26 protein-coding genes and 1 pseudogene are annotated in these 23702 nt (G+C 60.5%); 11 read left to right on the top strand and 16 right to left on the bottom strand.

The annotated features are described in order from the left end of the window. The first annotated feature begins 226 nt into the window (after positions 1 to 226). Positions 227 to 1918: a glutamine--tRNA ligase/YqeY domain fusion protein gene (locus tag AC4DF4_RS02360; RefSeq protein WP_490046509.1), complete on the top strand. Its 1692-nt coding sequence runs from the start codon at positions 227 to 229 to the stop codon at positions 1916 to 1918. A 48-nt stretch (positions 1919 to 1966) separates the two neighbouring features. Here the strand turns inward: AC4DF4_RS02360 and lipB are convergent, their stop codons facing one another. The 5 genes from lipB to AC4DF4_RS02335 are packed head-to-tail and all read right to left on the bottom strand — an operon-like array spanning position 1967 to position 5026. Further along, positions 1967 to 2581 carry a lipoyl(octanoyl) transferase LipB gene (gene lipB, locus AC4DF4_RS02355; protein ID WP_490046508.1) on the bottom strand — a complete coding sequence of 205 codons (615 nt, stop codon included), beginning with the start codon at positions 2579 to 2581 and terminating at the stop codon, positions 1967 to 1969. A gap of 37 nt (positions 2582 to 2618) precedes the next feature. After that, positions 2619 to 3122, bottom strand: a complete 504-nt coding sequence (ruvC, locus tag AC4DF4_RS02350; RefSeq protein ID WP_490046507.1) for a crossover junction endodeoxyribonuclease RuvC — start codon at positions 3120 to 3122, stop codon at positions 2619 to 2621. Beyond that, positions 3122 to 3553 (bottom strand): type II toxin-antitoxin system VapC family toxin, encoded by a 432-nt coding sequence (locus tag AC4DF4_RS02345; protein ID WP_490046506.1) that lies wholly within the window; start codon positions 3551 to 3553, stop codon positions 3122 to 3124. The genes ruvC and AC4DF4_RS02345 overlap by 1 nt, the downstream gene beginning before the upstream one ends. Next, a complete protein-coding gene (locus AC4DF4_RS02340; protein WP_490046505.1) occupies positions 3550 to 3801 on the bottom strand; it encodes a type II toxin-antitoxin system Phd/YefM family antitoxin in 252 nt (83 codons plus the stop codon). The genes AC4DF4_RS02345 and AC4DF4_RS02340 overlap by 4 nt, the downstream gene beginning before the upstream one ends. A 31-nt stretch (positions 3802 to 3832) precedes the next feature. Beyond that, on the bottom strand, positions 3833 to 5026 hold the full coding sequence (locus tag AC4DF4_RS02335; protein ID WP_490046504.1) for a DEAD/DEAH box helicase: 1194 nt from the start codon (positions 5024 to 5026) through the stop codon (positions 3833 to 3835). Positions 5027 to 5179: 153 nt separating this feature from the next. Here AC4DF4_RS02335 and chrA point away from each other — a divergent pair, with 153 nt between their 5' ends. Further along, the gene (gene chrA / locus AC4DF4_RS02330) at positions 5180 to 6502 is read left to right on the top strand and encodes a chromate efflux transporter (RefSeq protein ID WP_490046503.1); all 1323 of its coding nucleotides are present in this window, start codon (positions 5180 to 5182) and stop codon (positions 6500 to 6502) included. Between the two features lie 129 nt (positions 6503 to 6631). Here chrA and AC4DF4_RS02325 read toward each other — a convergent pair whose 3' ends face one another. After that, positions 6632 to 7651, bottom strand: coding sequence for a CmpA/NrtA family ABC transporter substrate-binding protein (locus tag AC4DF4_RS02325; protein ID WP_490046502.1), 1020 nt, complete (start codon positions 7649 to 7651; stop codon positions 6632 to 6634). A gap of 115 nt (positions 7652 to 7766) precedes the next feature. Between AC4DF4_RS02325 and AC4DF4_RS02320 the strand changes: the two genes are divergently transcribed. Then, positions 7767 to 8687 (top strand): LysR family transcriptional regulator, encoded by a 921-nt coding sequence (locus AC4DF4_RS02320; RefSeq protein WP_490046501.1) that lies wholly within the window; start codon positions 7767 to 7769, stop codon positions 8685 to 8687. Positions 8688 to 8746: 59 nt separating this feature from the next. Here AC4DF4_RS02320 and AC4DF4_RS02315 read toward each other — a convergent pair whose 3' ends face one another. The 6 genes from AC4DF4_RS02315 to AC4DF4_RS02290 are packed head-to-tail and all read right to left on the bottom strand — an operon-like array spanning position 8747 to position 14241. Continuing rightward, complete coding sequence (locus tag AC4DF4_RS02315; RefSeq protein ID WP_490046500.1) at positions 8747 to 9997, bottom strand: alginate export family protein; 1251 nt, start codon at positions 9995 to 9997, stop codon at positions 8747 to 8749. Between the two features lie 41 nt (positions 9998 to 10038). Then, entirely contained in the window at positions 10039 to 10350 is a 312-nt protein-coding gene (locus AC4DF4_RS02310; RefSeq protein ID WP_490046499.1) for a hypothetical protein, read from the bottom strand. Beyond that, a complete protein-coding gene (locus AC4DF4_RS02305; protein ID WP_490046498.1) occupies positions 10347 to 10703 on the bottom strand; it encodes a 4Fe-4S binding protein in 357 nt (118 codons plus the stop codon). Before AC4DF4_RS02305 ends, AC4DF4_RS02310 begins: the two co-directional genes overlap by 4 nt. After that, positions 10700 to 11539 (bottom strand): nitrate reductase cytochrome c-type subunit, encoded by an 840-nt coding sequence (locus AC4DF4_RS02300; RefSeq protein ID WP_490046497.1) that lies wholly within the window; start codon positions 11537 to 11539, stop codon positions 10700 to 10702. The genes AC4DF4_RS02305 and AC4DF4_RS02300 overlap by 4 nt, the downstream gene beginning before the upstream one ends. A gap of 6 nt (positions 11540 to 11545) precedes the next feature. Further along, entirely contained in the window at positions 11546 to 13936 is a 2391-nt protein-coding gene (locus AC4DF4_RS02295; protein ID WP_490046496.1) for a molybdopterin-dependent oxidoreductase, read from the bottom strand. Continuing rightward, entirely contained in the window at positions 13933 to 14241 is a 309-nt protein-coding gene (locus AC4DF4_RS02290; protein WP_490046495.1) for a hypothetical protein, read from the bottom strand. Before AC4DF4_RS02290 ends, AC4DF4_RS02295 begins: the two co-directional genes overlap by 4 nt. Positions 14242 to 14341: 100 nt before the next feature. Between AC4DF4_RS02290 and AC4DF4_RS02285 the strand changes: the two genes are divergently transcribed. Genes AC4DF4_RS02285 through AC4DF4_RS02270 form a run of 4 tightly spaced genes read left to right on the top strand, consistent with a single transcriptional unit; the run spans position 14342 to position 18038 of the window. Beyond that, positions 14342 to 14998: a hypothetical protein gene (locus AC4DF4_RS02285; RefSeq protein ID WP_490046494.1), complete on the top strand. Its 657-nt coding sequence runs from the start codon at positions 14342 to 14344 to the stop codon at positions 14996 to 14998. Between the two features lie 18 nt (positions 14999 to 15016). Next, positions 15017 to 15988: a 4Fe-4S dicluster domain-containing protein gene (locus AC4DF4_RS02280; RefSeq protein ID WP_490046493.1), complete on the top strand. Its 972-nt coding sequence runs from the start codon at positions 15017 to 15019 to the stop codon at positions 15986 to 15988. A 13-nt stretch (positions 15989 to 16001) separates the two neighbouring features. Beyond that, positions 16002 to 17267 carry a sulfate reduction electron transfer complex DsrMKJOP subunit DsrP gene (dsrP, locus tag AC4DF4_RS02275; RefSeq protein ID WP_490046492.1) on the top strand — a complete coding sequence of 422 codons (1266 nt, stop codon included), beginning with the start codon at positions 16002 to 16004 and terminating at the stop codon, positions 17265 to 17267. 18 nt (positions 17268 to 17285) lie between these two features. Continuing rightward, entirely contained in the window at positions 17286 to 18038 is a 753-nt protein-coding gene (locus AC4DF4_RS02270; protein WP_490046491.1) for a sulfite exporter TauE/SafE family protein, read from the top strand. On the opposite strand, the gene AC4DF4_RS02265 is transcribed toward AC4DF4_RS02270, so the two are convergent. The 3 genes from AC4DF4_RS02265 to AC4DF4_RS02255 all read right to left on the bottom strand — a co-directional run bounded on the left by AC4DF4_RS02265 (position 18039) and on the right by AC4DF4_RS02255 (position 20742). Next, complete coding sequence (locus AC4DF4_RS02265; RefSeq protein WP_490046490.1) at positions 18039 to 18437, bottom strand: DUF4870 domain-containing protein; 399 nt, start codon at positions 18435 to 18437, stop codon at positions 18039 to 18041. Between the two features lie 5 nt (positions 18438 to 18442). After that, positions 18443 to 19972, bottom strand: coding sequence for a S10 family peptidase (locus AC4DF4_RS02260; RefSeq protein ID WP_490046489.1), 1530 nt, complete (start codon positions 19970 to 19972; stop codon positions 18443 to 18445). A 104-nt stretch (positions 19973 to 20076) separates the two neighbouring features. After that, complete coding sequence (locus tag AC4DF4_RS02255; RefSeq protein WP_490046488.1) at positions 20077 to 20742, bottom strand: helix-turn-helix transcriptional regulator; 666 nt, start codon at positions 20740 to 20742, stop codon at positions 20077 to 20079. Here AC4DF4_RS02255 and AC4DF4_RS02250 point away from each other — a divergent pair. Next, complete coding sequence (locus tag AC4DF4_RS02250; RefSeq protein WP_490046487.1) at positions 20737 to 21141, top strand: hypothetical protein; 405 nt, start codon at positions 20737 to 20739, stop codon at positions 21139 to 21141. The two genes, AC4DF4_RS02255 and AC4DF4_RS02250, sit on opposite strands and share 6 nt — an antisense overlap. A 210-nt stretch (positions 21142 to 21351) precedes the next feature. Here the strand turns inward: AC4DF4_RS02250 and AC4DF4_RS02245 are convergent, their stop codons facing one another. Next, entirely contained in the window at positions 21352 to 22230 is an 879-nt protein-coding gene (locus tag AC4DF4_RS02245; RefSeq protein WP_490046486.1) for a hypothetical protein, read from the bottom strand. A gap of 104 nt (positions 22231 to 22334) precedes the next feature. Here AC4DF4_RS02245 and AC4DF4_RS02240 point away from each other — a divergent pair, with 104 nt between their 5' ends. The 3 genes and pseudogenes from AC4DF4_RS02240 to AC4DF4_RS02230 all read left to right on the top strand — a co-directional run bounded on the left by AC4DF4_RS02240 (position 22335) and on the right by AC4DF4_RS02230 (position 23599). After that, complete coding sequence (locus tag AC4DF4_RS02240; protein WP_490046485.1) at positions 22335 to 23153, top strand: alpha/beta hydrolase; 819 nt, start codon at positions 22335 to 22337, stop codon at positions 23151 to 23153. Positions 23154 to 23294: 141 nt separating this feature from the next. Then, a pseudogene (locus AC4DF4_RS02235) lies at positions 23295 to 23402 on the top strand (hypothetical protein); the annotation flags it as partial. 44 nt (positions 23403 to 23446) lie between these two features. Further along, positions 23447 to 23599 carry a hypothetical protein gene (locus AC4DF4_RS02230; RefSeq protein WP_490046484.1) on the top strand — a complete coding sequence of 51 codons (153 nt, stop codon included), beginning with the start codon at positions 23447 to 23449 and terminating at the stop codon, positions 23597 to 23599. Positions 23600 to 23702: the final 103 nt, after the last annotated feature.

Raw genomic sequence — 23702 nt, 5'->3', positions numbered from 1 at the left:
CCTTGGCGTCGGAAAGATCGCGGGCGAGTTGTTTGGTGGCGGCGATTCCGACATCGGAAGGAATGCTTCTCTCCCTCCGGGGCGGGCGGATTTCGAAGTTGGCGCTGCTTCTTCCTCACGAAGCGGGTCATCTCGTTTTCCGGCTGAAATCCAGCTCTGTGAGCTTTCAAAAGCCCGGAAGCCTTGACGCCCGCGCCCTTCATTTCCAGAGTCAAAGCCTTTCCCGATGTCCGACTCCACCACCCAGCCCGCCAAGCTCGATTTCATCCGCGAGATCATCGCCGATGACCTTGCCACCGGCAAACATGCCACCGTCATCACCCGCTTTCCGCCGGAGCCGAACGGTTACCTCCACATCGGCCACGCCAAGTCGATCTGCCTGAACTTTGGCATCGCCCAGGAAAACGCCTCCGTCGGGGCGAAGTGTCATCTGCGTTTCGACGACACCAACCCCGAGAAGGAGGAAACCGAATTCGTCGAGAGCATCAAAGCGGACGTGAAATGGCTCGGCTTCGACTGGGGCGACGACCTCTATTTCGCCAGCGACTACTTTGCGTTTTTCTACGACTGCGCCGTCCATCTCATCAAGCAGGGCAAGGCCTACGTCGAGCAACAATCCGCCGAGGAAATGCGTGCCAACCGGGGAAACCTCACCACGCCCGGCACGCCGTCGCCATTCCGCGACCGGCCGGCGGAGGAAAGCCTCGACCTGCTCGCCCGCATGAAGGCCGGCGAGTTCAAGGAGGGCGACTGCGTACTCCGCGCCAAGATCGACCTCGCCTCGTCGAACATGAACCTGCGCGACCCCGTGCTCTACCGGATCATGCACGCGCATCACCACAACACCGGCGACGCGTGGTGCATCTATCCGCTCTACGATTTCGCGCATCCGCTCGAAGACGCGCTTGAACACATCACCCACTCGCTTTGCACGCTGGAGTTCGAGAACCACCGTCCGCTTTACGACTGGTTCATCGAGAACTGCCCGGTGCCGTCCAAGCCGCGGCAAATCGAGTTCGCTCGCCTCAATCTCACCTACACCGTGATGAGCAAGCGCAAGCTGCTCCAGCTCGTGCAGGAAGGTCACGTAAGCGGTTGGAACGACCCGCGCCTGCCGACGATTTCCGGTCTCCGCCGCCGCGGCTATCCGCCGGAAGCGGTGGTGCATTTCTGCAAGCGCGTCGGTATCACCAAGTTCAGCGGCACCACGGATGTCGCGCTGTTGGAGTTCGACGTCAGGGATTCCCTCAACCACTCCGCGCCGCGGCGCATGGCCGTGCTCGATCCGGTGAAGGTCGTTCTCGAAAACTGGTCCGCCGAACCGCTCGCCAGCGTCGAGGTTCCCAACCACCCGCAGAATCCGGAGATGGGCAACCGCGACATTCCGATCTCTAACGAAGTCTGGATTGAGCGTGAGGATTTCATGGAAGTGCCCGAGAAGAAGTTCTTCCGCCTCGGCCCGGATCGTTATGTCCGTCTCAAGGGCGGCCACATCATCCGCTGCACCGGATTCGAAAAGGACGCTGCCGGAAGCATCACCCTCATCCGCGCGGAAATCCTCCCCGGCACCATCGGCGCGGACTCGCCGGAAGGCGTTGTCTGCAAGGCGGCGATCCACTGGGTCGATGCCGCCACCTGTGTCGATGCCGAGGTTCGCATTTATGACAGGCTCTTCACCGAGGAAGATCCTGATAGCGCGGAAGGCGGCTTCCTCACCGTGATCAATCCGGATTCGCTGAAGACTCTCACCGCGAAAATCGAGCCCGCGCTCGCCACCGAGGCCGCCGGGTTCTCCTGTCAGTTCGACCGCACCGGCTACTTCATCTCCGACGCCATCGACCACCAGCCCGGTGTGAAACCCGTCTTCAACCGCACCGTTGCGCTCAAGGATTCGTGGGTGAAGAAGGGCGGGCGGTAAGGAGTGTGGACCTTCGGTCCACACGGGTTGACGACACGCCAACCCTCCTTACAGCTCGCGCAGTTCTTCAGCAATCACCTTCGCAGCCTCGGCGACGCTGATTTTCCGGCCGGCTTCGGTTTCCAGACAGCTCATGGAAACTCCGTCGATGCCGCACGGCGTGATGGCGAAGAAGGGCGGCAGGCTTTCCCGGGTGATGTTGATGGCGAAGCCGTGCATGGAGATCCATTTCCTAACGCCGACGCCGATGGAGGCGAGTTTGCGGTTTTCCACCCAGACGCCGGTGAGGCCTTCGCGGCGGCCGGCTTGCACGCCGAATTTCCGGCAGGCGCGGATGAGGGAGTCTTCGAGTTTCCGCAGGTGTTCGTGGAGGTCCTTGCCGCGCGGGGTGAGATCAAGAATCGGGTAGCCGACGAGTTGGCCGGGACCGTGATAGGTGGCCTGGCCGCCGCGGTTGATTTCGTGGACGCGGTAGGGGAGCGAGGCGGGATCGCGGAGGGAGGATTGGTCGCGCAGTCGGCCGATGGTGTAAACCGGGTGGTGTTCGAGAAGGAGGATGGTGTCGCCGCCGGTGCCGTCGAGGATGGCGGCGACGTGTTGGTCCTGAAGGCGAAGGCCGGCTTCGTAGTCGATGGGGGCGGGGAGGTGGAGGATTTCCAGCATGAATGTTTGATGCGGCGACCGGTGATCGCCGCTACGGTTAGACGAGGCGGCGTTCGAGGAGTTTGGCTTTGAGCGGATCGGACGCCTGGAGGTGGGCCATGCCGATGGCGAGAGCGTCGGCGGCGTCGGACGGCGGTGTTTCGGCGAGTCCGAGGAGGGCGCGGACCATGAAGGCGACTTGTTTTTTGTCGGCGTTGCCATTGCCGACGACGGCCATCTTCACCTTCTTCGGCGAGTATTCGAAAACCCGCAATCCGTGATCGGCCGCGGCAATGAGCGCGGCGGCGCGTGCGGCGCCCATGGAAATGGCGGTCTGGTGGGACTGGACGTAAATGATGCCCTCGACGGCGACTTCATCCGGTTGGAATTTCTGGATGACGTTGACCAGATGCGTCCGGATGGCGGAGAGCGCGGCGGATTGCGTGACAGTCTTCGGGATGGAAATCACATCGAAGGCGAGCACGGTGGGCTTGCGCGGATCGCCTTCAAGCACGGCGTAACCGGTGTTGCGCACGGCGGGATCGATGGAGAGGACACGCATCAGAGGGGGACAATGAGGCCTTCTTTGTCGGCTAGCTTTTTCTGGGTCGCGTCGAAAGTTAGGAAACGGGTGGCACCGATCACTTTCGCTGCGGCCACGTGAAGGATGTCGAAACCGCGATGGCCGCCGGTGAGGGTATGGGCTAGGGAAAGGCGGGAAGCTTCCGCCAGGATATCCGCGAGATCACAGAATCTTTCTATCAATCTTCCTCCCTTGAGATCGGTGTGGAAATCGGCGGCGAATCGGTCCGAATCACCTATTCCAATGAAACGCCGACATTCAGCAAAACGAAGGACATTGATCAATTCGAAATGCGTCAATGCGGTAATCAAGATGGCAACGTTGTTGCTTGCGCTCCATTTCACCGAATCGGGTGTTTTGGAATCATTCCCATACAGTGAGAACAGGAAACTGGTATCGGTGCAGATCACCACTTGCTTGCTGCGTCATGGATGAGATCCAAAGATTCCTGTGCGGTGAGCATTCTCTCACCCGTGCGGTCACGGGTCACCGCAGGACTGTCCGCCCAATTCACTTGCTCGTGCACCTCCGGCTTTTCCGGAACAAGCCTCGCAACAGGTTTGGCGCGTTGGGTGATGACGACTTCCTCACCGGCACTGACCCAGCTCAGGAGGCTGGAGCAGTGGTTGCGAAGATCGCGGACAGCGGCAATTCTCATGTGGCTACATTGTTGTAGCGCAAGGCATCGGTCAACGGCGCTTTTTTCCGCCGACCTTCTTGCGGCGCACCGATTTGATCGGTGAGTCGTCGAGCAGCGCGGTGTATATGTAGTCGAAATCCTCCAGTTTCCGGCGCGGGATCGGCTGATCGATGAAGATTTCCACGGATTTCGCGTAGTCGAGCTCATCGGCGGTAAGGATGGTGAAGGCGTCGCCCTCGGCCTCGGCGCGGCCGGTGCGGCCGATGCGGTGGACGTAGTCCTCGGCGTTTTCCGGGACGCGGTAGTTGATGACGTGGGAAACGCCGGAGATGTCGATGCCGCGGGCGGCGACGTCGGTGGCGACGAGGATTTCGTAGTCACCGGCCTTGAATCCAGCGAGCGCCTTCATGCGGTCGACTTGGTTGATGTCGGAGTGCATGGCGGCGACTTTCGTCTGGCCGGTGGATTTGATCAGCGATGTGAGCTGGTCCGCTTCCTTGCGGGTGCGGGTGAAAATCATCACCGAGTGGTAGTCGGTTTGTTTCAGGAGTTCCAAGAGCAGCTCGTCGCGCTGGTCCATGGCGACCGGATAGAACGCGTGGGTGACGCTGGTGGGGATGGAGGTGCGGGCGATCTCGATGCTGATCGGATCGGTGAGGCACCATTGGGCGAAGGTCTGGATCGCCGGCGGCATGGTGGCGGAGAAAAACAAGGTCTGGCGGCCTTCCCACGGGCAGAGATTGACGATTTTCCGGACCTGCGGGAGGAATCCCATGTCGAGCATGCGGTCCACTTCGTCGAGGATGAGCACCTTGATTTCGCCGAAGCGCATGGAGGTGCGGTAGAAGTGGTCAACGAGGCGGCCGGGCGTGGCGACGACGATGTCGGCACCGGCGGCGAGTTGCTCGCACTGGGTGCCGAGGCCGACGCCGCCGTAGAGGAGCGCGACTTTCAGACCGGTGTGCTTGCCGTATTTCTCGAATTGCTCGGCGACCTGGTGGGCCAGCTCGCGGGTCGGCTCGAGGACGAGAATCTGCGGTTTGCCGAGTTTCTCGATTTTCGAAAGGGTGGGAAGCGCGAAGGCGGCGGTTTTCCCCGTGCCTGTCTGGGAGGCCCCGATGAGGTCCTTTCCTTCGAGGATGAGCGGAATGGCCTGCGCCTGGATCGGCGTAGGCGTGGTGTAACCGGACTCCTCAATGGCTTCCAGAACGGCTGCGGAGAGCCCAAGTGTGTCAAATCCCATACGGCGGGGTAGGTAGAGGGCCGAGCCGTTCCGGTCAAGGGGCGATTGTCCGGAGGATTGACTTGGGGGTTTTGAATGATCCGAGCGGAATCCGAAATGGGGGAAGATAGCGCTGTTGCTCCGGGAGGATTTTGAAGAGCCTTGGGCTTGGCAATGAGTCATGACGCATCATCCACAAGAGTTCCTCCGCCCTCGCCGGTTTTTGGCGAGGCGCTCCGTTTCTGGTGGAAACTCGGCTGGATCAGCTTCGGCGGACCGGCGGGGCAGATCGCGATCATGCACCGGGAGATCGTCGAGCGGCGGCGCTGGTTGTCGGAGGAGCATTTCCTGCACGCGCTGAATTTCTGCATGCTGCTGCCGGGACCCGAAGCGCAACAACTGGCGACTTATCTCGGCTGGCGGCTGCACGGCGCGCGCGGCGGAGTCGCGGCGGGAGCGCTGTTCGTGCTGCCTTCGGTCTTCATCCTGCTAGGCCTGAGCTGGCTCTACATGGCGGGCGGAGACGTCGTCTGGATCGGCGGGATTTTCTACGGGTTGATCCCGGCGGTGATCGCCATCGTCGCGGCGGCCGTGAAACGGATCGGCTCGAAGGCGTTGAAAACGCGGAGCCTGTGGGCGCTGGCATTGCTGGCTTTCGTCGCGATCTTTGTTTTCAAGATCTCCTTCGTGCTGATCATTCTATCGGCCGCGCTGATCGGCTGTCTGGGCGGCAGGTTTTTTCCAAAGCAATTTCCTGCGGGCAAAGGGCACGGGAAGTCGGGGACGGAGGAAACGCCCTGCGTGGTGCTGCCTCCAGCCGCGAGGGCGAGTCTGGGGCGGACGGTTTTGATCTCGGTGATTTGCCTGACGCTGTGGTGGATTCCGGTCATCGGCGCGGGGATGTTGCTGGGGTGGCAGGGGATTCACTTTCAGGAAGGGCTGTTTTTCAGCAAGGCGGCGCTGGTCACCTTCGGCGGTGCCTACGCGGTGCTGCCGTATGTCTCGCAGATGGCGGTGGGGCATTACGGTTGGCTTGGCCAGCGGCAAATGATGGCGGGGCTGGGCCTGGCGGAAACCACGCCGGGACCGCTGATCATGGTGCTCCAGTTCGTGGGGTTCGTGGCGGCGTGGCAACATCCCGGCGACTTGCCGCCACTCGCCGCCGCGACGCTCGGGGCGCTGATCACGACTTGGGTGACCTTTCTGCCGTGCTTCCTTTTCGTTTTTCTGGGAGCGCCGTATGTCCAGGGTTTGCACGAGCGTCCGGCCCTGGCTTCCACACTAACCGCGATCACCGCGGCGGTCGTCGGGGTGATTCTCAATCTCGCGATCTGGTTCGCCTGGCACGCGCTGAGGCCGGTGGAGGGCAGCTACGATTACTTCGTTGCGGTCGTGGCGACCGTGGCTTGGCTTGCGATGGAGCGATTCAAAATCGGCGTGATCCCGGTGCTGGCGGGGTGCGCGCTGCTAGGGGTGATCTGGAAGCTCGCGCTTTGAAATCGCGACCGCACATGATTTTCCCGGCCTGCATGTTAGCGACCATCGGCTTCTTCGGTGCGCCGCCAGTAACCAGGGGTGAGGCGATGGACATGCAGATGAGGATGTGGAGACGGGAATGAAGGACGTTCACGCCCCCTGGGAACATTGCGTGGCGGTGTGGAACAGATCCTCCCGATAGATGCGGGACAGCGAGCCGCAGGTGACATCCGGCAGGATGCCGATGTTACGGAGCCCGGCGAGCACCCACGAGGCCTTTTCCACGGTTGGCCGGTTCACCGAGTCCCCGTGGAAGATGTGAAAGGCTGAGGCACTGGTGGTGCCGGCTCCGGTATTGAACTGGTTGCCGAGGCTGTTCCGCAGCACGTCCTCCGCAGCACCGGTGTAGTCCTTGAGCGCGAGGATCGAGATCATCTCATTGCGGAAGGCGGGGTCCTGGCACAGCCGGCAGGCGTCCAACAGCGCGGCGACCAGCGCGATCGACTCGTCCTTGCGCTCGTGCAGGAATTTTCCGGAGACCAGCAGAACCTTCTCGGGGTGACCGTGGGAAAGATCCGAGGAAGTGACAGGACACCATCCGGTTCCTGCCAGCACCGACTCGGAATTCCACGGTTCGCCGACGCAGTAGCCGTCGATGTGGCCGGCCTTGAGGTGGCGCGGCATGAGTGGGGGGGGCAGAAAGATGATTTCCACGTCCGCCGGGGCTGATAGTCCGTGGCGTTTCAGCCACTGATGAAGGAGGATGTGATGGGAGGAAAAGCGATGGGTGGCGGCCAGGGTGAAAGGCCGGTCCTTCTTCCAATGGTGGGCGAGGAAGGATGGCAGGCCCTCGCCCTTGCCGATTTCAGATGGCGCGAAATCTTTTGATAGAGTGATGGCATTGCCGTGCAGGTTGAGAATCAAGGGCACTGCGACTTCGCCGCGCAACTCGCTGAAGCCCATCCCGAGGGCGAAGGCGATCCCGGCAATCGACTGGGCGGCTTCCAGATCTCCGTAGAACATCTTGTCGCGGACACTCGTCCAGCCGAGCTCACGGGACAGCATCACATTCAACCCGTAACGCGCGAAAATCCCCGTTTCCATGGCGACTGCGATCGGGGCACAGTCGCTCAGGGGAACGTATCCCAGACGAAGTGGGACACCCGGCATTTGCGGTGGGTCATGATGCTTCACGCCGCTCCCTAAGCGCGTGGAATGCCAAAGATAAGAATTTGGCACAAGCGCTGCTAATTTCCCCCTGTCTTTCAATGAAAGGCATTCATCTATGGACTGGGTTCCGGATTTACGACAACTGAGAGCCTTTGTGGCCGTGGTGGAGGAGGGCAGTTTCACGCTCGCCGCGCGCCGGATTTTCGTGACGCAGTCGGCCGTTAGTCACTCGCTGCGCACGCTCGAAGAGCAATTGTCCTGCCGCTTGCTGGACCGCACGGGAAAGCGGGTGGCGGTCACTGCCGAGGGCGAGTTGCTGCTCAGGCGCTGCAAACGGGTGATTTTCGAGTTGGAGCAAGCCAGCCGGGATCTCGACGGCCTTCGCCGCTGGGGGCAGACGCGAATCCGGATCGGGGCGCCTCACAGCCTTTGTCACTTTCTAATCCCATCGGTCCTGCGCGAGTTCCGCGAGTGTTTCCCAAGGTGCGAGCCGGTCATTGAGGCCGGTGACACGACACTTTTGCTAGATCGACTGGCCGGTGCGGATCTCGACCTGGTCGTCGGTCTGAAGCCTCGTGGAAAAGGGGACGATGGCTATCGGCCGATGTTCAAAGACCGGCTGGCCTTGGTGGTCTCGTCCTTTCATCCGTGGGCGCTCGACAGCTCGTCGGTCACTTCCACGATCAACGATCACCAGTTCATCATTTACGCCAAAGCGACCGAGACCCACCGATTGATCGAGGAATGGCTGGAGCAAAAAGGCGGCCGGGGCAAAAAGCCTCTGGTGCTGGGTGACATGCAGGCCATCAAGGAAATGGCGAAGCTCGGCATCGGCGTGGGAATCGTCGCGCCCTGGGTGGCGGCGCGCGAGATCGCGGACGGGAGCTTGAAAGTCGTCAGCATCGACGAGCCCGGGATCGAGCGCGAGTGGGGCGTGTTTCACTCGCCCAAACGGGAGCCGAGCCTGGTCGAAGAGGCGTTCATCGGCCTTTGCGAAATGGCCTTCGCCGCGATGCCGGCCAGTCTCACGGAATAAGAAAAGGGCGTTTCGTTTGATCGAAACGCCCCCTCCGCGCAGCAACCGACTGCCAACAATCAGAAGGTGTAATTCAACTCAACCGAGAAACGTGCGGTGGTCGGAAGGCTGTCATTCGTTGCGTTAGCCGTGTAGTCGTCTCCCTCGGACTCGAAGAACGCGACCTTGGCGATGGCGGTGAAGTTGTCGTCGAACTTCTTGGTCAGCACGGAGTCATACTCCCAGCCGTAGCCGGCCGAAATCTCATTGTCTCCGAGAGCGTGCAGGACGTTCATCCACTTGATGCCGCAGAAGATCGGCATCGTGTGCGAGAGGTAGAGATCCGTCAGACCGTTATGTGCTCCGGAGATCCGGGCGGCGTCGGTGACGTCGGCGAAGCCGTTGAAGGCGTGGACCGTGGCGAGCGGGGTCTTGAACCCGGCGTCGAGATGCTCCAGACCGAGGGTCAAAGCCTGCGGGCCGAAGGCTTTCGTCGCGGTGGCATGGGCGTAGAGCGCGTCATCCTCGCCGGCAACCCCGGCCTTGTCCTGCCAGGCGAGTTCGCCGTAGAGGGCGATGTCGCTCAGCTTGCCCTTGGCGGTGAGTCCGAAGGTGTTGTTGTCCCATGCGCCGACATCCTCGAAGTTCATCACATACGCGTAAGCGCCGAGGGTGATTCCTTCGATCCCGGTGTAGGAAGCGTTGAAAAGGTGGCTGCTGGTCCCGATATCCTCGACGTTCGTGAATCCCGGAGCCAGCGGCGCGTCCGCTTCGGAGCCGTAAATCCGGTTCAGCTGGTTCAGATAGGCATAGTTGAGGGTCAGTCCGTCGATTGACTTGTTGGAAAGTGAGATTGCATCGTAGGTCTGCTCGTTTTGTCTCCATCCGACGTTGCCGATGAAAGCGGCGTTGTCATAAATGATTCGTTGACGACCGGCTTTCGCGACGGTGTCAAAGCCTTCATATTGAAGAAAACCTTGGTTGAGCTCGTTGGTCTCGGGATCGGATATCACCGTATTCGCTGGGTCATAGGGATTGGCTTCCGGACCAGCATTGGCATTGTAGTCATCGACAGCCGCTTGGCTGAATTCCCCTTCGACGAAGGCGCTGAAGCCGTTCCATGCCTTGGTTTTCAGCCCGAGGCGCTCGCGGAACGTGAACGCGTGGGATTGATCAAGGCCATCCGTATCACCGAACTCATAACGGGCGCGGATGTCGATGGTCGGCGTGATCCATTGCTCGGCAGGCGCGGGCGGAGGAGTCACTTCGGGAGTTCCCGCGCAGAGCACGGGGGATGATGCCAACAGGAGTATTGCAGCGTTTGTTTTCATGGATCGTATTTTGGTTGGGGTGACTTGCTGTCCGTGTGGACTCATGCCGGGAAATCGTGTTGGATACGGACAATGCGGAAAGTGCCGTGCGGCGTGGGCATCAGCGTGTCCCACCAGACTGTGCCGTCGTGCCGGTAGCGGAGCTGAAGCGCTCGGACGCCGCCGGCTAACAATTGCTCCAGCCCTTCTGCGAGGGTGATGGCGGCGATTTCCGGAACGTAGGCGGAAGCCGCGTGCTTCGGGATGACTTCCATGAGCTCGGTGTGGTCACGAACGTCTTCGAAAAGCTGTCGGACTGTGGCCTCGTCGAGTTCGGCCTGGTGGAGATCGGGTAGAGGTACGGGGTGGCTCATGTCAGAGTGGGGTCGGCCGGGCGCACGACCATGCCTTGGCGGGGTTTGCGGGATACGAGGAAAACAGCGTTTTTCGGCGCCGGGCAGACGTCGTGGCAAATCTTGCAGCCGGTGCAAAAATCCGGATTCACGCGGGGCTTTCCTTGTTCGACGGTGATGGCTCCATCGGCCGGGCAGCGCTCGGAGCAGACCGAACAGAATGAGCCTTGGTAGGCGAGGCAGAAGCGGTCGAGGATGAGCGCGAGTGGCGGCGATTCGGCAATGACGGGCGTTTCCTGGACGCTTGGAGCTGCCGGTTCCGTCCGGCGACCGAACATGGAACGGAAGAGATCGCGACGACTGATGGAACTCATTGTTTTTTGAGAATCGACGAATCCAAGGGCGGTTTGGGATTCGTCAGGTAGGTTTCCCGGTTGTCGAACGCGGCATTGGGCGCGTGGCACTGGAGGCAGTTCTGGCGCTCCGGGTGGGAGGTGCGGATGGCCTGTTCGCGCCCCGGCCCGTGGCAGGCCATGCAGTTTTGGCGCATCCAGACCGCGTGCGGCATGGTCGGCGGCGCGGTGCCGTAAGCACGCGGGCCGTGACCGGCGGAGGTTTTTCCGAGGAAGGAATTTTCGATGACTAACCGATCTTTCGCGAGGGCTGTTACTTGGCGCAGGCCGTCTGCCGGGACGTGGCAGGAGGTGCAGTTGGTGATCCACGGGTGACTGATTTCCGAGGGACGCTTGCCCCCGATGACGAGGTTGGTGTCTTCGCCGTGGCAGGAGGTGCAGGCGGATGCCTTGAGCGTGTCGATGGCATGGGGAATCACGGGCGGCGCTCCGTCATAGGCGCGGAGGGATTTCCGGCGTTCGATGGCGGCGGCGGTTTCCGCGGGAGTGGCGTCGGCTTGACCGGCTAACGGGGCGACAGCACGTGGCAGGTCGGCGAGGGTGAATTTCCAGTCGCGGTTGGCGAGCCAAGCGGCTTTCCCGATTTCCTTATAGTTGGGCGCAACCGGGACTTCCTGCGTCTGTTCGGAAACCTCGTGTTTCCCAGCAACCGGAAGCTGGTTGCGCGTCACCTGGCGCTCGGTTTGGCGCATTCCCATGAAAAAACCGGAGATGGCTAACATGCAAACCACCAGGAAGACCACCGCGAGCGTCTTGCGGTGCTGGCGGAAGTAGCTTTCGATATCGTGGCTGTCCATGGCTGCTTAGGCTTTACGAATCCGGGCGGCGCACTTCTTGTAGTCCGGCTCCTTGGAAATCGGGCAGACGGCATCGAGCGTGATGTTGTTGATCAGGCGCTTTTCATCGAAGAAGGGCACGAACAGGGCGCCCTTCGGTGGCCGCCCGCGGCCGTTGAGCCAGGCAGTTAGGTTGATTTCTCCCCGCCGGGTGGAGACGATAATCTCGTCGCCGTTGCCGATACCCGCCGCCGCGGCGTCGTCCGGGTGGACTTCGCAGTAGGCGTTCGGCATGGCCCCGCGGAGCTGGGGCACGCGCATGGTCATGGAGCCGCTGTGCCAGTGCTCGACGACGCGTCCGGTGCAAAGCCAGAACGGATATTCGGTGTCCGGCTCTTCCGGGTGGCGCTCGAAGGGGCAGAACCAGATTTGGGCGCGGCCGTCCTCGGTGGTGGAGTGATAGAAATCGATGCCCTTGCCCTTTTCGACGAAGGGATCCTCGCCTTCGACAAAGCGATAGCGCGTTTCCTTGTAGGAACCGTCCGCTTGCTCGACGACCGGCCAGCGCATTCCCGTTGCTTTGACGAGCTCGTCGTAAGGTGCGACGTGTTTGTGTTTGATGTGGGTGAGCGGGCGGTAGTCCTCGTAGAGTGCGCGGTCCACATTGATGTCGTGAAAATGCGCGTAATCCCAGGCGGGGACTTCATTTCCGGCGTCATCCTTGAAGGTGAAGATGAATTTCCCGTCCTTGTTCTTCATGCCGGGATGGCCGAGCTCGAAAATGCGGCGGGCGATGGCGATAGTCATCCAGACATCCTCACGCGCCTGGCCGGGTGGCTGGACCATCTTGAACCATTGCTGGGTGCGGCGCTCGGAGTTGCCATACGCGCCGTTTTTCTCGACCCACATTGCGGCAGGCAGGACGAGGTCGGCGATCTCGGTGGAGGCGGTCGGATAGACATCGGAAACGATGAGAAACTTGTCTTCGAGGCCGTTTTTCGCGGTGTAGAGTTTCTTGAGGTTGGGCAGTGTCTGGCCCGGGTTGGTCACTTGGACCATGATGGTGTCGATGTCGCCACCCTTGCCCTTGGGCGTGCAGAATTTCTCGAACAACAACACCGTGTGGTAGCCGGGTGTTTCCTTGATTCGGCCGGCGGGAAGGTTCCAGTGTTTCTCACACTGCTCGCGGTGAGGCAGCTTGGCGACGAGGCGGCCGCCGGGGAGCGTGTGGCAGAGGGTGCCCACTTCCCGGGCGGTGCCGCAGGCGGAGGGCTGACCTGTTAGGGATGTGGGCGCGTCGCCGGGTTTGCCGAAGTGCCCGCTGAGCAGGTGGATGCCGTGGACCAGGCGGTTGATCGCCGTGCCGCGGGTGTGCTGGTTCATGCCCATGCACCAGGTGGAGGTGATGCGGATGTCGGGGTCGGCGAACAGGTCGCCTAGCATTTTCAACTGCTCCACGGAAAGCCCGGAGAGTTCGCTGACGTGTTCGGGCGTGTATTCGGCGACGCGTTTCTTGAACTCATCGAAGCTGATCGCCACGCCGAGGAGGTCGGGTCTCGCGACGTCCGCATCGGCACGGAAGGCGCAGTGGTTTCCGACGAACTTCTTGTCCCATGCGCCGCGCTCGATGAGCTGTTGGGCGATGCAATTGGCGATGGCGAGGTCGGTCTGCGGGCGGAATTCCAAGTAATGATCGGCGAATTCCGAAGTGCGGGTGCGGCGGGTGCCGAGATCGATGATGGTGACTTTCTGGCCGCGTTCCCGGCGGTCGAGGATGCGGGAAAATAGCACCGGGTGCATTTCCGCCATGTTGTTTCCCCACATGAGCAGGACGTTGCAGGCGTCGAGGTCGTCATAACAGCCGGCGGGTTCGTCGACCCCGTAGGTTGAGATATAGCCTGTCACTGCGGAGGCCATGCACAGGCGGGCGTTGGGCTCGGTGTGGTTGTTGGAGAGCCCGCCCTTCATGAACTTGGTGGCGGCGTAGCCCTCGGGAATCGTCGATTGACCGGAGGTGTAGAACCCGAAACCCGCCGGGTTTTTCATGATGCGGCGGGCGGCGATATCGATGGCTTCCTCCCAGGAAATTTTTTCCATCACTCCGTTGCGGCGGAGCATCGGATCGGTGAGACGGTCCTTGCCGTAGAGAATGCCGCCGACGTGATAGCCCTTCACGCAAAGCAGGCCCTTGTTCACCGCCGCGTCCGGGTGGCCGGCGATGGCGACGACTTTCCCGTCTTTCACGCCGACCTTCACATGACATCCGGTGCCGCAAAACCGGCAGGGGGCCTTGTCCCACTTGATGCCATCCGTGGGTGCTGTCGGCAGGGCGGGGGACTGGGCCCGGGCGAGCGCGGCGGCGCTGGCGGCGGCGAGGGCGGAGGTTTTGAGGAAGGTGCGGCGTTCGATGAGATTCATGGCGCGGTTTCGGTGGGAGAGGGTTCGTCAAAGCCGACGTAAATCACATCGACCTGCTCGACGCCGGGAAGCGCTTCGAGCCATTCGTGGAAATCATGCGACGCCTTCACGTCGGGCGTATCGACAGCGAGAGGCTGCCAGCGCCCGCTCGCGTCGCCTAACGTGACCTCCGGGCGAAGGGCGATCCGCGATCGCGCCGCATCCGCCAACCCGGCATTGTTTGATAGAGTGAGTAGAAGTCCGTTCATAGGCATGGCAGGCGTTCCTTCCGCGGTCTGTTCTGCCAACTCGGATGTCAGTTTCAAGTAAAAACGGAATGTTTTTTCTTGAATTGGCGGCTGTTGTTTTTTAATCCTCGTTCACGGAAACGGCGGAGCGCCGGTTCAGCCGCAAAACGAGAAGACCATGACCTCAGGAACCCGAGTTGGAAGATGGATGTTTTTCGGAGTGATCGCCGCAATCGCCATTTTTTTCCTGGGCGCTCTGGCGATCCCGTGGATGCAGCGGCACCGGGACCGACCGGGGCGCGCGTTTTCGGACAAGAAGCCTGGTGATTTCACCCATCCGGTGGTGATCCGGAAACCGAGGGGAACGGCGCTGGTGGACTCGGGTAAAAAGGACACGCACGGCCAAGCGGTGATGGTCGCGTGCGCCACGTGCCATGACACCCGCGATCCGAATTTCAAGTCCAACAGCGGTGCGGCGTTGAAGGAATTCCACCAAGGGTTGCAGACGCGGCACGGGGATCTAACGTGCCTGAGTTGCCACAATCATGAGGATTGCAACACCTTGAAACGCGCCGACGGGCGTTCGCTGGATTTCTCCGAAAGCATGCGGCTCTGCGCCCAGTGCCACGGTCCCCAATACCGCGACTATCAGAATGGAAGCCACGGCGGCATGACCGGCCACTGGGACCTGAAACAAGGACCACGCGAGCGGAACCATTGCACGGACTGCCACGATCCGCACCATCCCAAGTATCCACTCGTCATGCCGGTGTTTCCGCCCAAACCAGTCATCGGCGAGGCGATTCCATCGGCAGGCGGAATGAAATCCCACTGATCCTCAACTTAGATTTCCATGGAAAACCAACCTACAAGCGGAGGCTGCGGCAGTGGCTGCGGATGTCACTCGGATCCCGGCGGCAAGGCCGACGCCACCCGGCGCAACCTGCTCAAAGCCGCGGGCGTCACCCTCGGCGCGGCCGCTTTCGCCAAGGCCATCTCGCCGATCGTCAACTGGAGCCGCGAAAATCTATCTGTCGATGAGTTCATTCAACAGCATTACCGCGAGCTCGACAAGGAGCAGCTCGCCGCCGTGATGAAACATCTCGAAGAGGATGCAAAAAAGAACTACGGCGCGGACGTCACCATCAGCGACCACCGGCCGCAGAAGGGCGTGAAATTCGGTTACGCGCTCAATCTCAGCGTTTGCATCGGTTGCCGGCGCTGTGCCGAGGCCTGCCACCACGAAAACAATCACGACCGCTCGACGAGTAACAGCTACATCCGCGTGCTGGAAATGCAGAAAGGCTCGATGGACATGGAGCACGGCAACGCCCATTACGACCATCCCGTGCCGCACCCGGACAAGTTCTACATGCCGGTGCAATGCCAGCAGTGCGACAACCCGCCCTGCGTCGATGTCTGCCCGGTGGAAGCGACATGGAAGGAGGACGACGGCATCGTGGTCGTCGATTATAACTGGTGCATCGGATGTCGCTACTGCGAGGCCGCGTGTCCCTACCACGCTCGCCGTTTCAACTGGACCAGGCCGGTGATTCCCAAGGAAGAGATCAACCCGAAGCAATCGTACCTCAGCAACCGCATCCGTCCGCAGGGCGTGATGGAAAAATGCACCTTCTGCCTTCACCGCACGCGGGAAGGCAAAATGCCGGCCTGCCTTGAAGCCTGCCCGACCGGCGCGCGGGTTTTCGGCAACTTGCTGGATCCGGACGCGGAGATCCGCAAGGTCATCGACAACAAGCGGGTGTTCGTCCTCAAGGAGGAATTGGGAACCCGCCCGAGCTTTTTCTACTTTTTTGACGAGTGATCCCCGAACGCCCATGAATCCCACGATTTCCAACGCTGAAAGTCCTCACGACGCGAAGTTTCACGCCACGAGCTATCTGAAATTCCTGCGCCTCGCCTTCCGCCTGGCGACCGAGGGAACCTGGACGTTTTACGTGTGGATGTTCGTTCTGAGCTGCGTCTTTCTCGTCGGTGCCCACGCCTGGGCGACCCAGGTCGCGGAGGGCATGATCGTCACCGCGATGACTGACCACGTTTCATGGGGCCTCTACATCGCGAACTTCACCTTCCTCGTCGGCCTCGCCGCCGGGGGCGTCATGATGGTCATTCCCGCCTATATCTATCATGACAAGGACATGCACGACACCGTCATCATCGGCGAGTTGCTGGCCATCGCCTCGATCGTGATGTGCCTGATGTTCGTCGTCGCGGATCTCGGCCGGCCGGACCGTTTCTGGCACATGATGCCGTTTATCGGGAAGTTCAACTGGCCGATCTCGATGCTTACCTGGGACGTGATCGTCCTGAACGGCTATCTGTTACTCAACCTGCACATCTGCGGCTACATGCTCTACAAGCGCTTCCTCGGGGAAACTCCGGACAAGCGCTGGTATGTGCCGTTTGTCTTCCTGAGCATCGCCTGGGCGATTTCGATCCACACCGTGACCGCCTTCCTCTACTGCGGTCTCGGTGGCCGCCCCTTCTGGAACACCGCGCTGATGGCCCCGCGTTTCCTGACTTCCGCCTTCGTCGCCGGGCCGGCCTTCATCATCGTGGTGCTGCAATTGATCCGCCGCATGACCCAAATGAAAATAGGGCCGGGCTCGATCCAGACCTTGATTGCCATCATGCGCATCACCATCCTGATCGACCTTTTGATGTTAGGGTCCGAGGTTTTCACCGCGCTCTACACCGGCGGGGCGCATTCCACCGCCATCAAGTATCTGTTCTTCGGCCATGGAGATTTGAACGCGCTGGTGCCGTGGACATGGGTTTCGCTGGCCTTCATGGTGACCGCCGCCGTGCTGCTGATGCGTCCCAAGGTGCACGAGCATCTCAAGGTTCTCGACATCGCCTGCGTGCTCGCGTTCGTGGGAATCTGGATTGAGAAAGGCATGGGCTTGATCATTCCGGGGTTCGTGCCATCGACCTTGCACGAGTGGGTCGAATACATCCCAAGCGCCGCCGAGTGGAAAATCATGGCCGGGATCTGGGCCGCGGGTTTGATCGTTTACACCTTGCTTCTGAAGGTTGCCATTCCGGTTTTCACGGGCAGTGTATCCGGGCGGAGAGCGAAATGATTCTCCGCAGCCCGATCCATGTGGTCTGATATTCTAATTTCCGCCTCACCGTTGGCGCTCGGCCTCGCGTTCTTTTTCGCGGCGGCTCTGTATGCGTCGGTGGGGCATGGCGGCGCGTCGGCCTATCTCGCGGTGATGGGGCTCATCGGCATGGCTCCGGTGGAAATGAAGCCCATCGCGCTGGTGCTCAACATCGCCGTCTCGCTGCTGGCGTTCGTCGCGTTCGCCCGCGCCGGCCATTTCCGGGCCCGTTTGTTCTGGCTGTTCGCCGCCGCCTCGGTGCCCGCCGCGTTTGTCGGCGGATGGCTGCAATCTCCGGATCCGGTTTTCAAACTCATCCTCGCCGCCGCGCTCCTCTTCGGTGCGTGGCGGCTCGCATTCCACAGGAATGCGGAAGAGCCGGCTCGCCGCGAGCCGCGGCTCGCCGCCATCCTGATTCTCGGACTGGCGATTGGATTCCTATCCGGGCTCATCGGCATCGGCGGCGGGATTTTCCTCACGCCATTGCTGGTCCTTTTTCGCTGGACCCCGGCGAAACCGGCTGCGGCGATCTCCGCAGCCTTTATTTTCGTGAATTCACTTTCAGGCCTCGCCGGTTTTGTAACGAAGGGCGGGGTTGTTCCCCATCTGGCGTGGTTTCTTCTCCCCGTGGTTCTCGCCGGCGCTTGGTTAGGCTCGTCATGGGGAAGCAGGCGCGCGCGGACTCCCGCGCTCCAGCGCGCGCTCGCAGCGGTGTTGGTGGTGGCCGCTGCTAAATTTGCCACCTACTGATCAGACCAGCCGGATGCAGCATGGATAACGGTGCCACTCGCCCTTCTGAGCCGCGACGGCGGCGATGATCTCCGCCACGAGCGCGAGGATCGGCACGATGAAAAGCACCGGAACTAAAAAAATCCCGACGACAACGAACATCAGCACCACGGTGACCGAGCCGAGGCCGAGCATGACTAACATCAAGGTGATCTGGAAATTGAGCGCCTCGCGGCCGTGGTGGCCGACAAAAGCACTGCTGTCCTTTTTCACCAGCCACAGGATCAAGGGTCCGATAAAGCCCGTGAAGATCCCCAGCAAGTGGCACAACATCGCGAGGGATTTATCCTCCTCCGAAATTGCCTGACAGGTCGGAATCTGCGGCGGGGCGGGGGAGTCGCCGGGCAAGGGGGGCTGCATTGCTTTCAGGGTTTCCCGGCTTCGATGAACTTGACGATGTCAGCGCGGCATTTGATCAGATCCGGCGGATTCAGATAGAACATGTGGCCGCCGTCGTAGAAGGCGGTCGAGATGTTCTTCCGGACGTTTACCGGCAGGTTGAGCATGTGCCGGACCGAGTGCGCTGTTCCCGCCGGAGGAGTCGCGAGGTCGGTGTAGCCGCCCATCAGGAGCACCCTGAGATGTGGATTATCCCTCATGGCGACCGCGAGACGATCACTGACATTGACCACCTCGTTGCTGGTGTTCCATCGCCATGGCTGGACTTTTCCGGTGAGGATTTCGTAGGGCTGATCCTCTTTGTAGCCCAGTTCGCGACCCAGGTAGTCGAGCAACGCGGAGGAAAACGCGCCATAGGCCAGGGAATAGGACGGGTCGTAGTCAGGGCGCGCGGCGGCCTTGTCGGTGGCATCCCACGCGACACGGGCATCAAAGCGGCCGATGACTTTGCCTTCCTTGCGCAGCAGTTCCGCGCGGAACGCCGTGGAATCGAGCCGCAAGTCGTTCGCCAGCCAGATCGCGGCATCGATGCCTGTCAGCCGGGCCAATTTGTCAGCCACGCTGGTCCGGGTTGTTTGATCGAGGTCATTTCCCTTGAGCAAAGCCGCGGCGTATTCACCGAAGGCGAATTCCGTGCTCTCCTTGACCAAGGCATCGCGCTCGCCCTGGATTTTCCCGTGGAAATGGGCCGTGCCCGTGAGCGACGGCAAAAAGACCTGATAGGCAAGATCGTTGCCTTGGGCCGGCTGGAGCGTGGCGAAATCGAGCAGCGACGAAAGCAGGACAACGCCGTTCATGCTCATTCCGTAGCGCGCCTGCAAATGGTTTGAGAGGCCCGCCGCCCGGATGCCGCCGTAGGATTCGCCCAGCAGATACTTCGGCGACGACCAGCGGTCATGTTCGCTGACCCAGCGGCGGATGAAATCTCCGACCGAGGAGATGTCCTCATCCAGCCCGTGGAAATCGCCGGGTTTCACGTCCTTTTCCGCACGGCTGTACCCCGTGGAAACCGGATCGATGAACACCAGATCACAGACATCGAGCACGCTCAGCGGATTGTCCGCCACCCGGACCGGAGGAAACGGGGCGAGCGTTCCGTCGCCTTGGAGCTTGATGATTTTCGGCCCGAGCACGCCGATGTGCAGCCAAACGGCCGAAGATCCGGGGCCGCCATTGAAGGCGAACATCACCGGGCGCGCGGATGGATCCTTGGTGTCGGTGCGCTCGTAGCTGACGTGAAAAATTGATGCGCGGGCCTTGCCGTCGTCCTCCTTGAGCTGCAATTTTCCGGTGGTGACCTTGTAAGCAACCTTCTTACCGTCAATGGTAACGGTGGATTCTTTCACGACTGGCGCGATTACTTTGGCCGGTGGAGCGTCCTTCGGCGGGGTTTCGGCGGCCGGAGGTGCTGTTTTGTCGGCGGCTTGCTCCGCGGGCTGAGCGCCAGCGGCGATCAGATGCAGACTGATGAACATAGGAACGATAAATCGGCACATGGGTGAAATGTTGGTTGGTAAGTGGACTTGTTGAGGACTCTTTGCGGATCGCACGTCAGGAAAACGGCACTGTGAAGTTGAATCGTCTAATATGTCGTGAAATCTCAGCCACGCATCGCCTCGATTTCCGCCCGCACGATTGCAACCAATTCCGGCGGACCGAGTGCTTTCGCTTGGCTGCCGAAGCTGAGAACCCAGCGCAGAACCTCTTCAAGGCGTCCGACTTCGAAGCGGACTTCCACCCGTGTGCCCTTCGCGTTGAGCGGGAAAATCTCCTGAGTCGGATGCCAACGACGTTCCTGAGCGAGTCGGGCTGCATAATTCTTCAGCTCGACCCGGACGATTTGGCGGGAGTAATCGCCAGCGACACTCCAGATGCCGAACGATTGTTTTAAGTGGTCATTTCCAGCGAAGCCTTGAGGGCGCTCAAAGCTTTTCTGACTGACCTTGAGGCGGGTCATCCGAGGCAACGCAAAGGTGCGCAGCGCGTCGCGCTCCAAGTCCTGCGCAATCAAATACCAGCCACCATCAACCTCGCCGAGATGCAAGGGATTGACCCGCCGAAGCTCGGATGTCTCAGCGCCTAATTTTCGATAATAAAAGGTTGTAACAAGTTGATTTAAAACAGCATCAGCGATCTGGCCAAAAAGTTTCACATCGCGTGGGCTGGACTCGATCGACTTGCGGGAAAAGGCCTCGTCCAGATCGCTCCAGGCGAACTGGATCCTACCCAACATCCCACGGGTGAGCTTGGCGAAGACCTTTTGCATGACCTCGGCCAAGGGCGTGCCGCGGACGGACTCCAAGGCGGTGCGAGCGAGGAACAAGCCGGCGAGCTCCTCGGAGCTGGTTTGGAAGACCGGGAAATCCGAGACATCCGCTTCGTAAAAATAGCCGTGAAGGGTTTCCTCATAGACGAGCGGGAGCTTGAGTTCGTCGCGCATGAAGGTGATATCGCGCTGGATGGTTTTGCGCTGAACGCCGAGTTGCTTGGCGAGTTGGTTGCAATTCGGATAAGAGCCGCCGCGGATCGCCGCATGGATTTCATAAATTCGGAAAAGCGGACGGCGGGTTTTCCCGATCCGGTCGTTGGTATCCGCCATGAGGTCGGCAACATTGTCTTGAAGCTGGTTCATCTGCGGCGATGGAACCCGGTTTGCGGGGCCTGAGCCAGCATTGAAGTATCGCAATTCCAATAAAATTCACTTGTTACAATATATGTAATGCGGAATCAAACGGGGTCAACCAGCCCCCAGTCGCTTAAACCGATTCGTCCCACTGATCTTCCGGTGAAGGAGCTCTGCCCGAACAAGGTGCCGGGGGTTCGTGCTGCGGTGCCGTGAATTCCAAGGCTTACCTCCATCCTGCCGCTCTTCCGATCAGCGTCCGGCAAGTTTTGCGACGGTCGCGGCATCGACATTGAACATCTTGGTTGCAACCGGTTCCGGTTTCTCACCGGCCGCGATTTGATACTCGAAGGCTTTGACCGGCTTCGCACCCGCCAACTCGGACATCAGATACACGCGGATCGTCATGACCTCTTTGCCAGTGCCCCCCTCCAGCTTTTTCACGGTGAATTGCACCTCGTTCAGGCCATCCACGGCCCCGCCGATGACAACTTCGGCCTCCTTGGCATTGGCAAACCGATGGCGGCTGATCTTGTTGATTTGCACCTGCACCTCGCGGCCCGGGCTGAAAACGTAAACCTTGGCCACGTATTTTGCCGGCTGCGCGGCGATCGGTGTTGGCGGAATCTGTCCGCTGGGCTGGGCTTCCGAAGTCTCTTTCAAATACTTGAGGTTCCCCGCCGCCAATTCCTTTCGAACTACCGGAAGCGCCGCCAGATTGACGAAATCCGCCCGGTCGTATAGCCAGCCGCCGGTGCCTTGGACGAAGGAAAGCACCAGCAGGTTGTCCGTCGGCTCGCCACCTACGGCGAAGTCGATTTTCCCGAAATAGGAGGCTTTTGCAGTCGCTCCGTTTTGTTTCGCTTCGAGAAATTGAAGTCCCTGAAGCGATGGCGGCGGTGCCGGGAGATCGAAGACCGTGGCGGGATAGGGCTGCTTTTCCGAGACAATCCGGTTGCGAACCTCGACCCGCCGATGCTCGGCGGTCACCCGTTGCCACGCCGCCGGATCACGCCGGATCATCGACTCACGCCAAGCGCTGTAGGTGGTTTCGAGGGTCGGGCGCAGGTTTTCCTGCCCGCCTGCTAGAGTGGCGGAAATCAGCAAGAACGCAAAAATCAGTCGATTCATTGGCGAAACGATTGGACAAGATGGTCCATCCCACAACAAACAAATTGCATGCCGATTCAATTGAGTGCGGCCGGGACTGAGCTATGAGCAGTATTTTGCAGAGAGTGGCGCCAATTGGCGAAGCGCGCGATCGGGAGATTTTGAAGGATGCGGCGACTTATGTCTACGAGCAGCGGCCCCAGGGTGATGTCCTGGCGCATCTCTTTTTCCCTGAAAAAGCCAAGGACGAGCCCCGTCCGGTCGTGGTTTTCTTTCATGGCGGCTTCTGGGATTCCCCCACTCCGACGCAATTTGTCCCCCACTGTCTCCATTTCGCCAGCCGCGGCGCGGTCGCGGTGGCGGCGGAAACCCGGACCTCTGCGAAGCACGGCACCGGCCCGCTGGAAGCCATCGAGGACGCCCGCGATTTGATCCGCTGGTTGCGCCACAATGCCGATACTTTCAATCTCGATCCCGACAAAATCACCATCGGGGGCGCTGGCGGTGGAGCGTATCTGGCGCTGCTGGCGACTCTGCCCAAGCTGAAAAGCCTACCTCCTGTCGATGGTCTCAATTGTTTCCCCCAAGCGCTGATCCTTTTCAGCTCGCTGGTCAACACGGCTTCCAAAGGTGCCGCCGCCGATCGATTTCCCGACGCGAAGACGGCCAAACGCCTGAGTCCGACCAACCTGATCCGCCGGAAACTTCCGCCGATGCTCTTCTTTCATGGGAAATCCGACCGGATCACGCCGTTCGACGAAGTGGAGAAATTCCGCCGCCGCCTGCGTTGGCGCGGCAATTCCTGCGAGTTGGTGGATTTTGTGCGCGCGGACCACAGTTTTTTCAACTTCAACGTCAGTCACAAGAACTTCGAGCTGACAGTCGCCGCGGCGGATCGATTCCTGGTGGATCGTGGGTTACTGCCGCCCGAGGAAGCCGTTTGAATTGGCCGCCGCCGCAGGCACAAGTTCTGCTATCCGGTGCGGGTCGCCTGGATTTTCTGAACTTCTGATGAACTCGTTTTACCACTCAAGCAGCCCTCTGGTTCCCTGCACCGACTTTCTCAAGAACACGACAACTGCGGCTTGGGCGCGATCGCCCATTTGCAGGGGAAACGCAGCCATCAAATTCTGGATCACGCGCTGACTTCCGTCTGTTGCATGACCCACCGCGGTGCCGTGGATGCCGACATGAAGACCGGCGACGGCTCGGGCGTGCTGACTCAAATCCCCACGGGATGGATGCCGACGCATTCGAGCGCCAGCTTTACCTTTGCCGCCGTGAGATCGAGCATCGGACCAAGGAAACCCATGGCTTCTACATGCCTTCGTTTTCCAACCGCTTGATTTCCTACAAAGCCCTTGCCAGGAAGAGGATTTTTTTTCGTTAAAATGTTAAAATCGATTGGTGCTGGTTGATCGGGCGATGTTCCGACATCGCCTGTTTGAACAAACGTTTCAAATCAACCAACACCATGAGTAAACAGACAGGGA

Source organism: Luteolibacter sp., assembly GCF_058122085.1.
The sequence above is the reverse complement of the archived record's forward strand: the minus strand, read 5'-3'. Positions and strand labels throughout refer to the sequence as shown.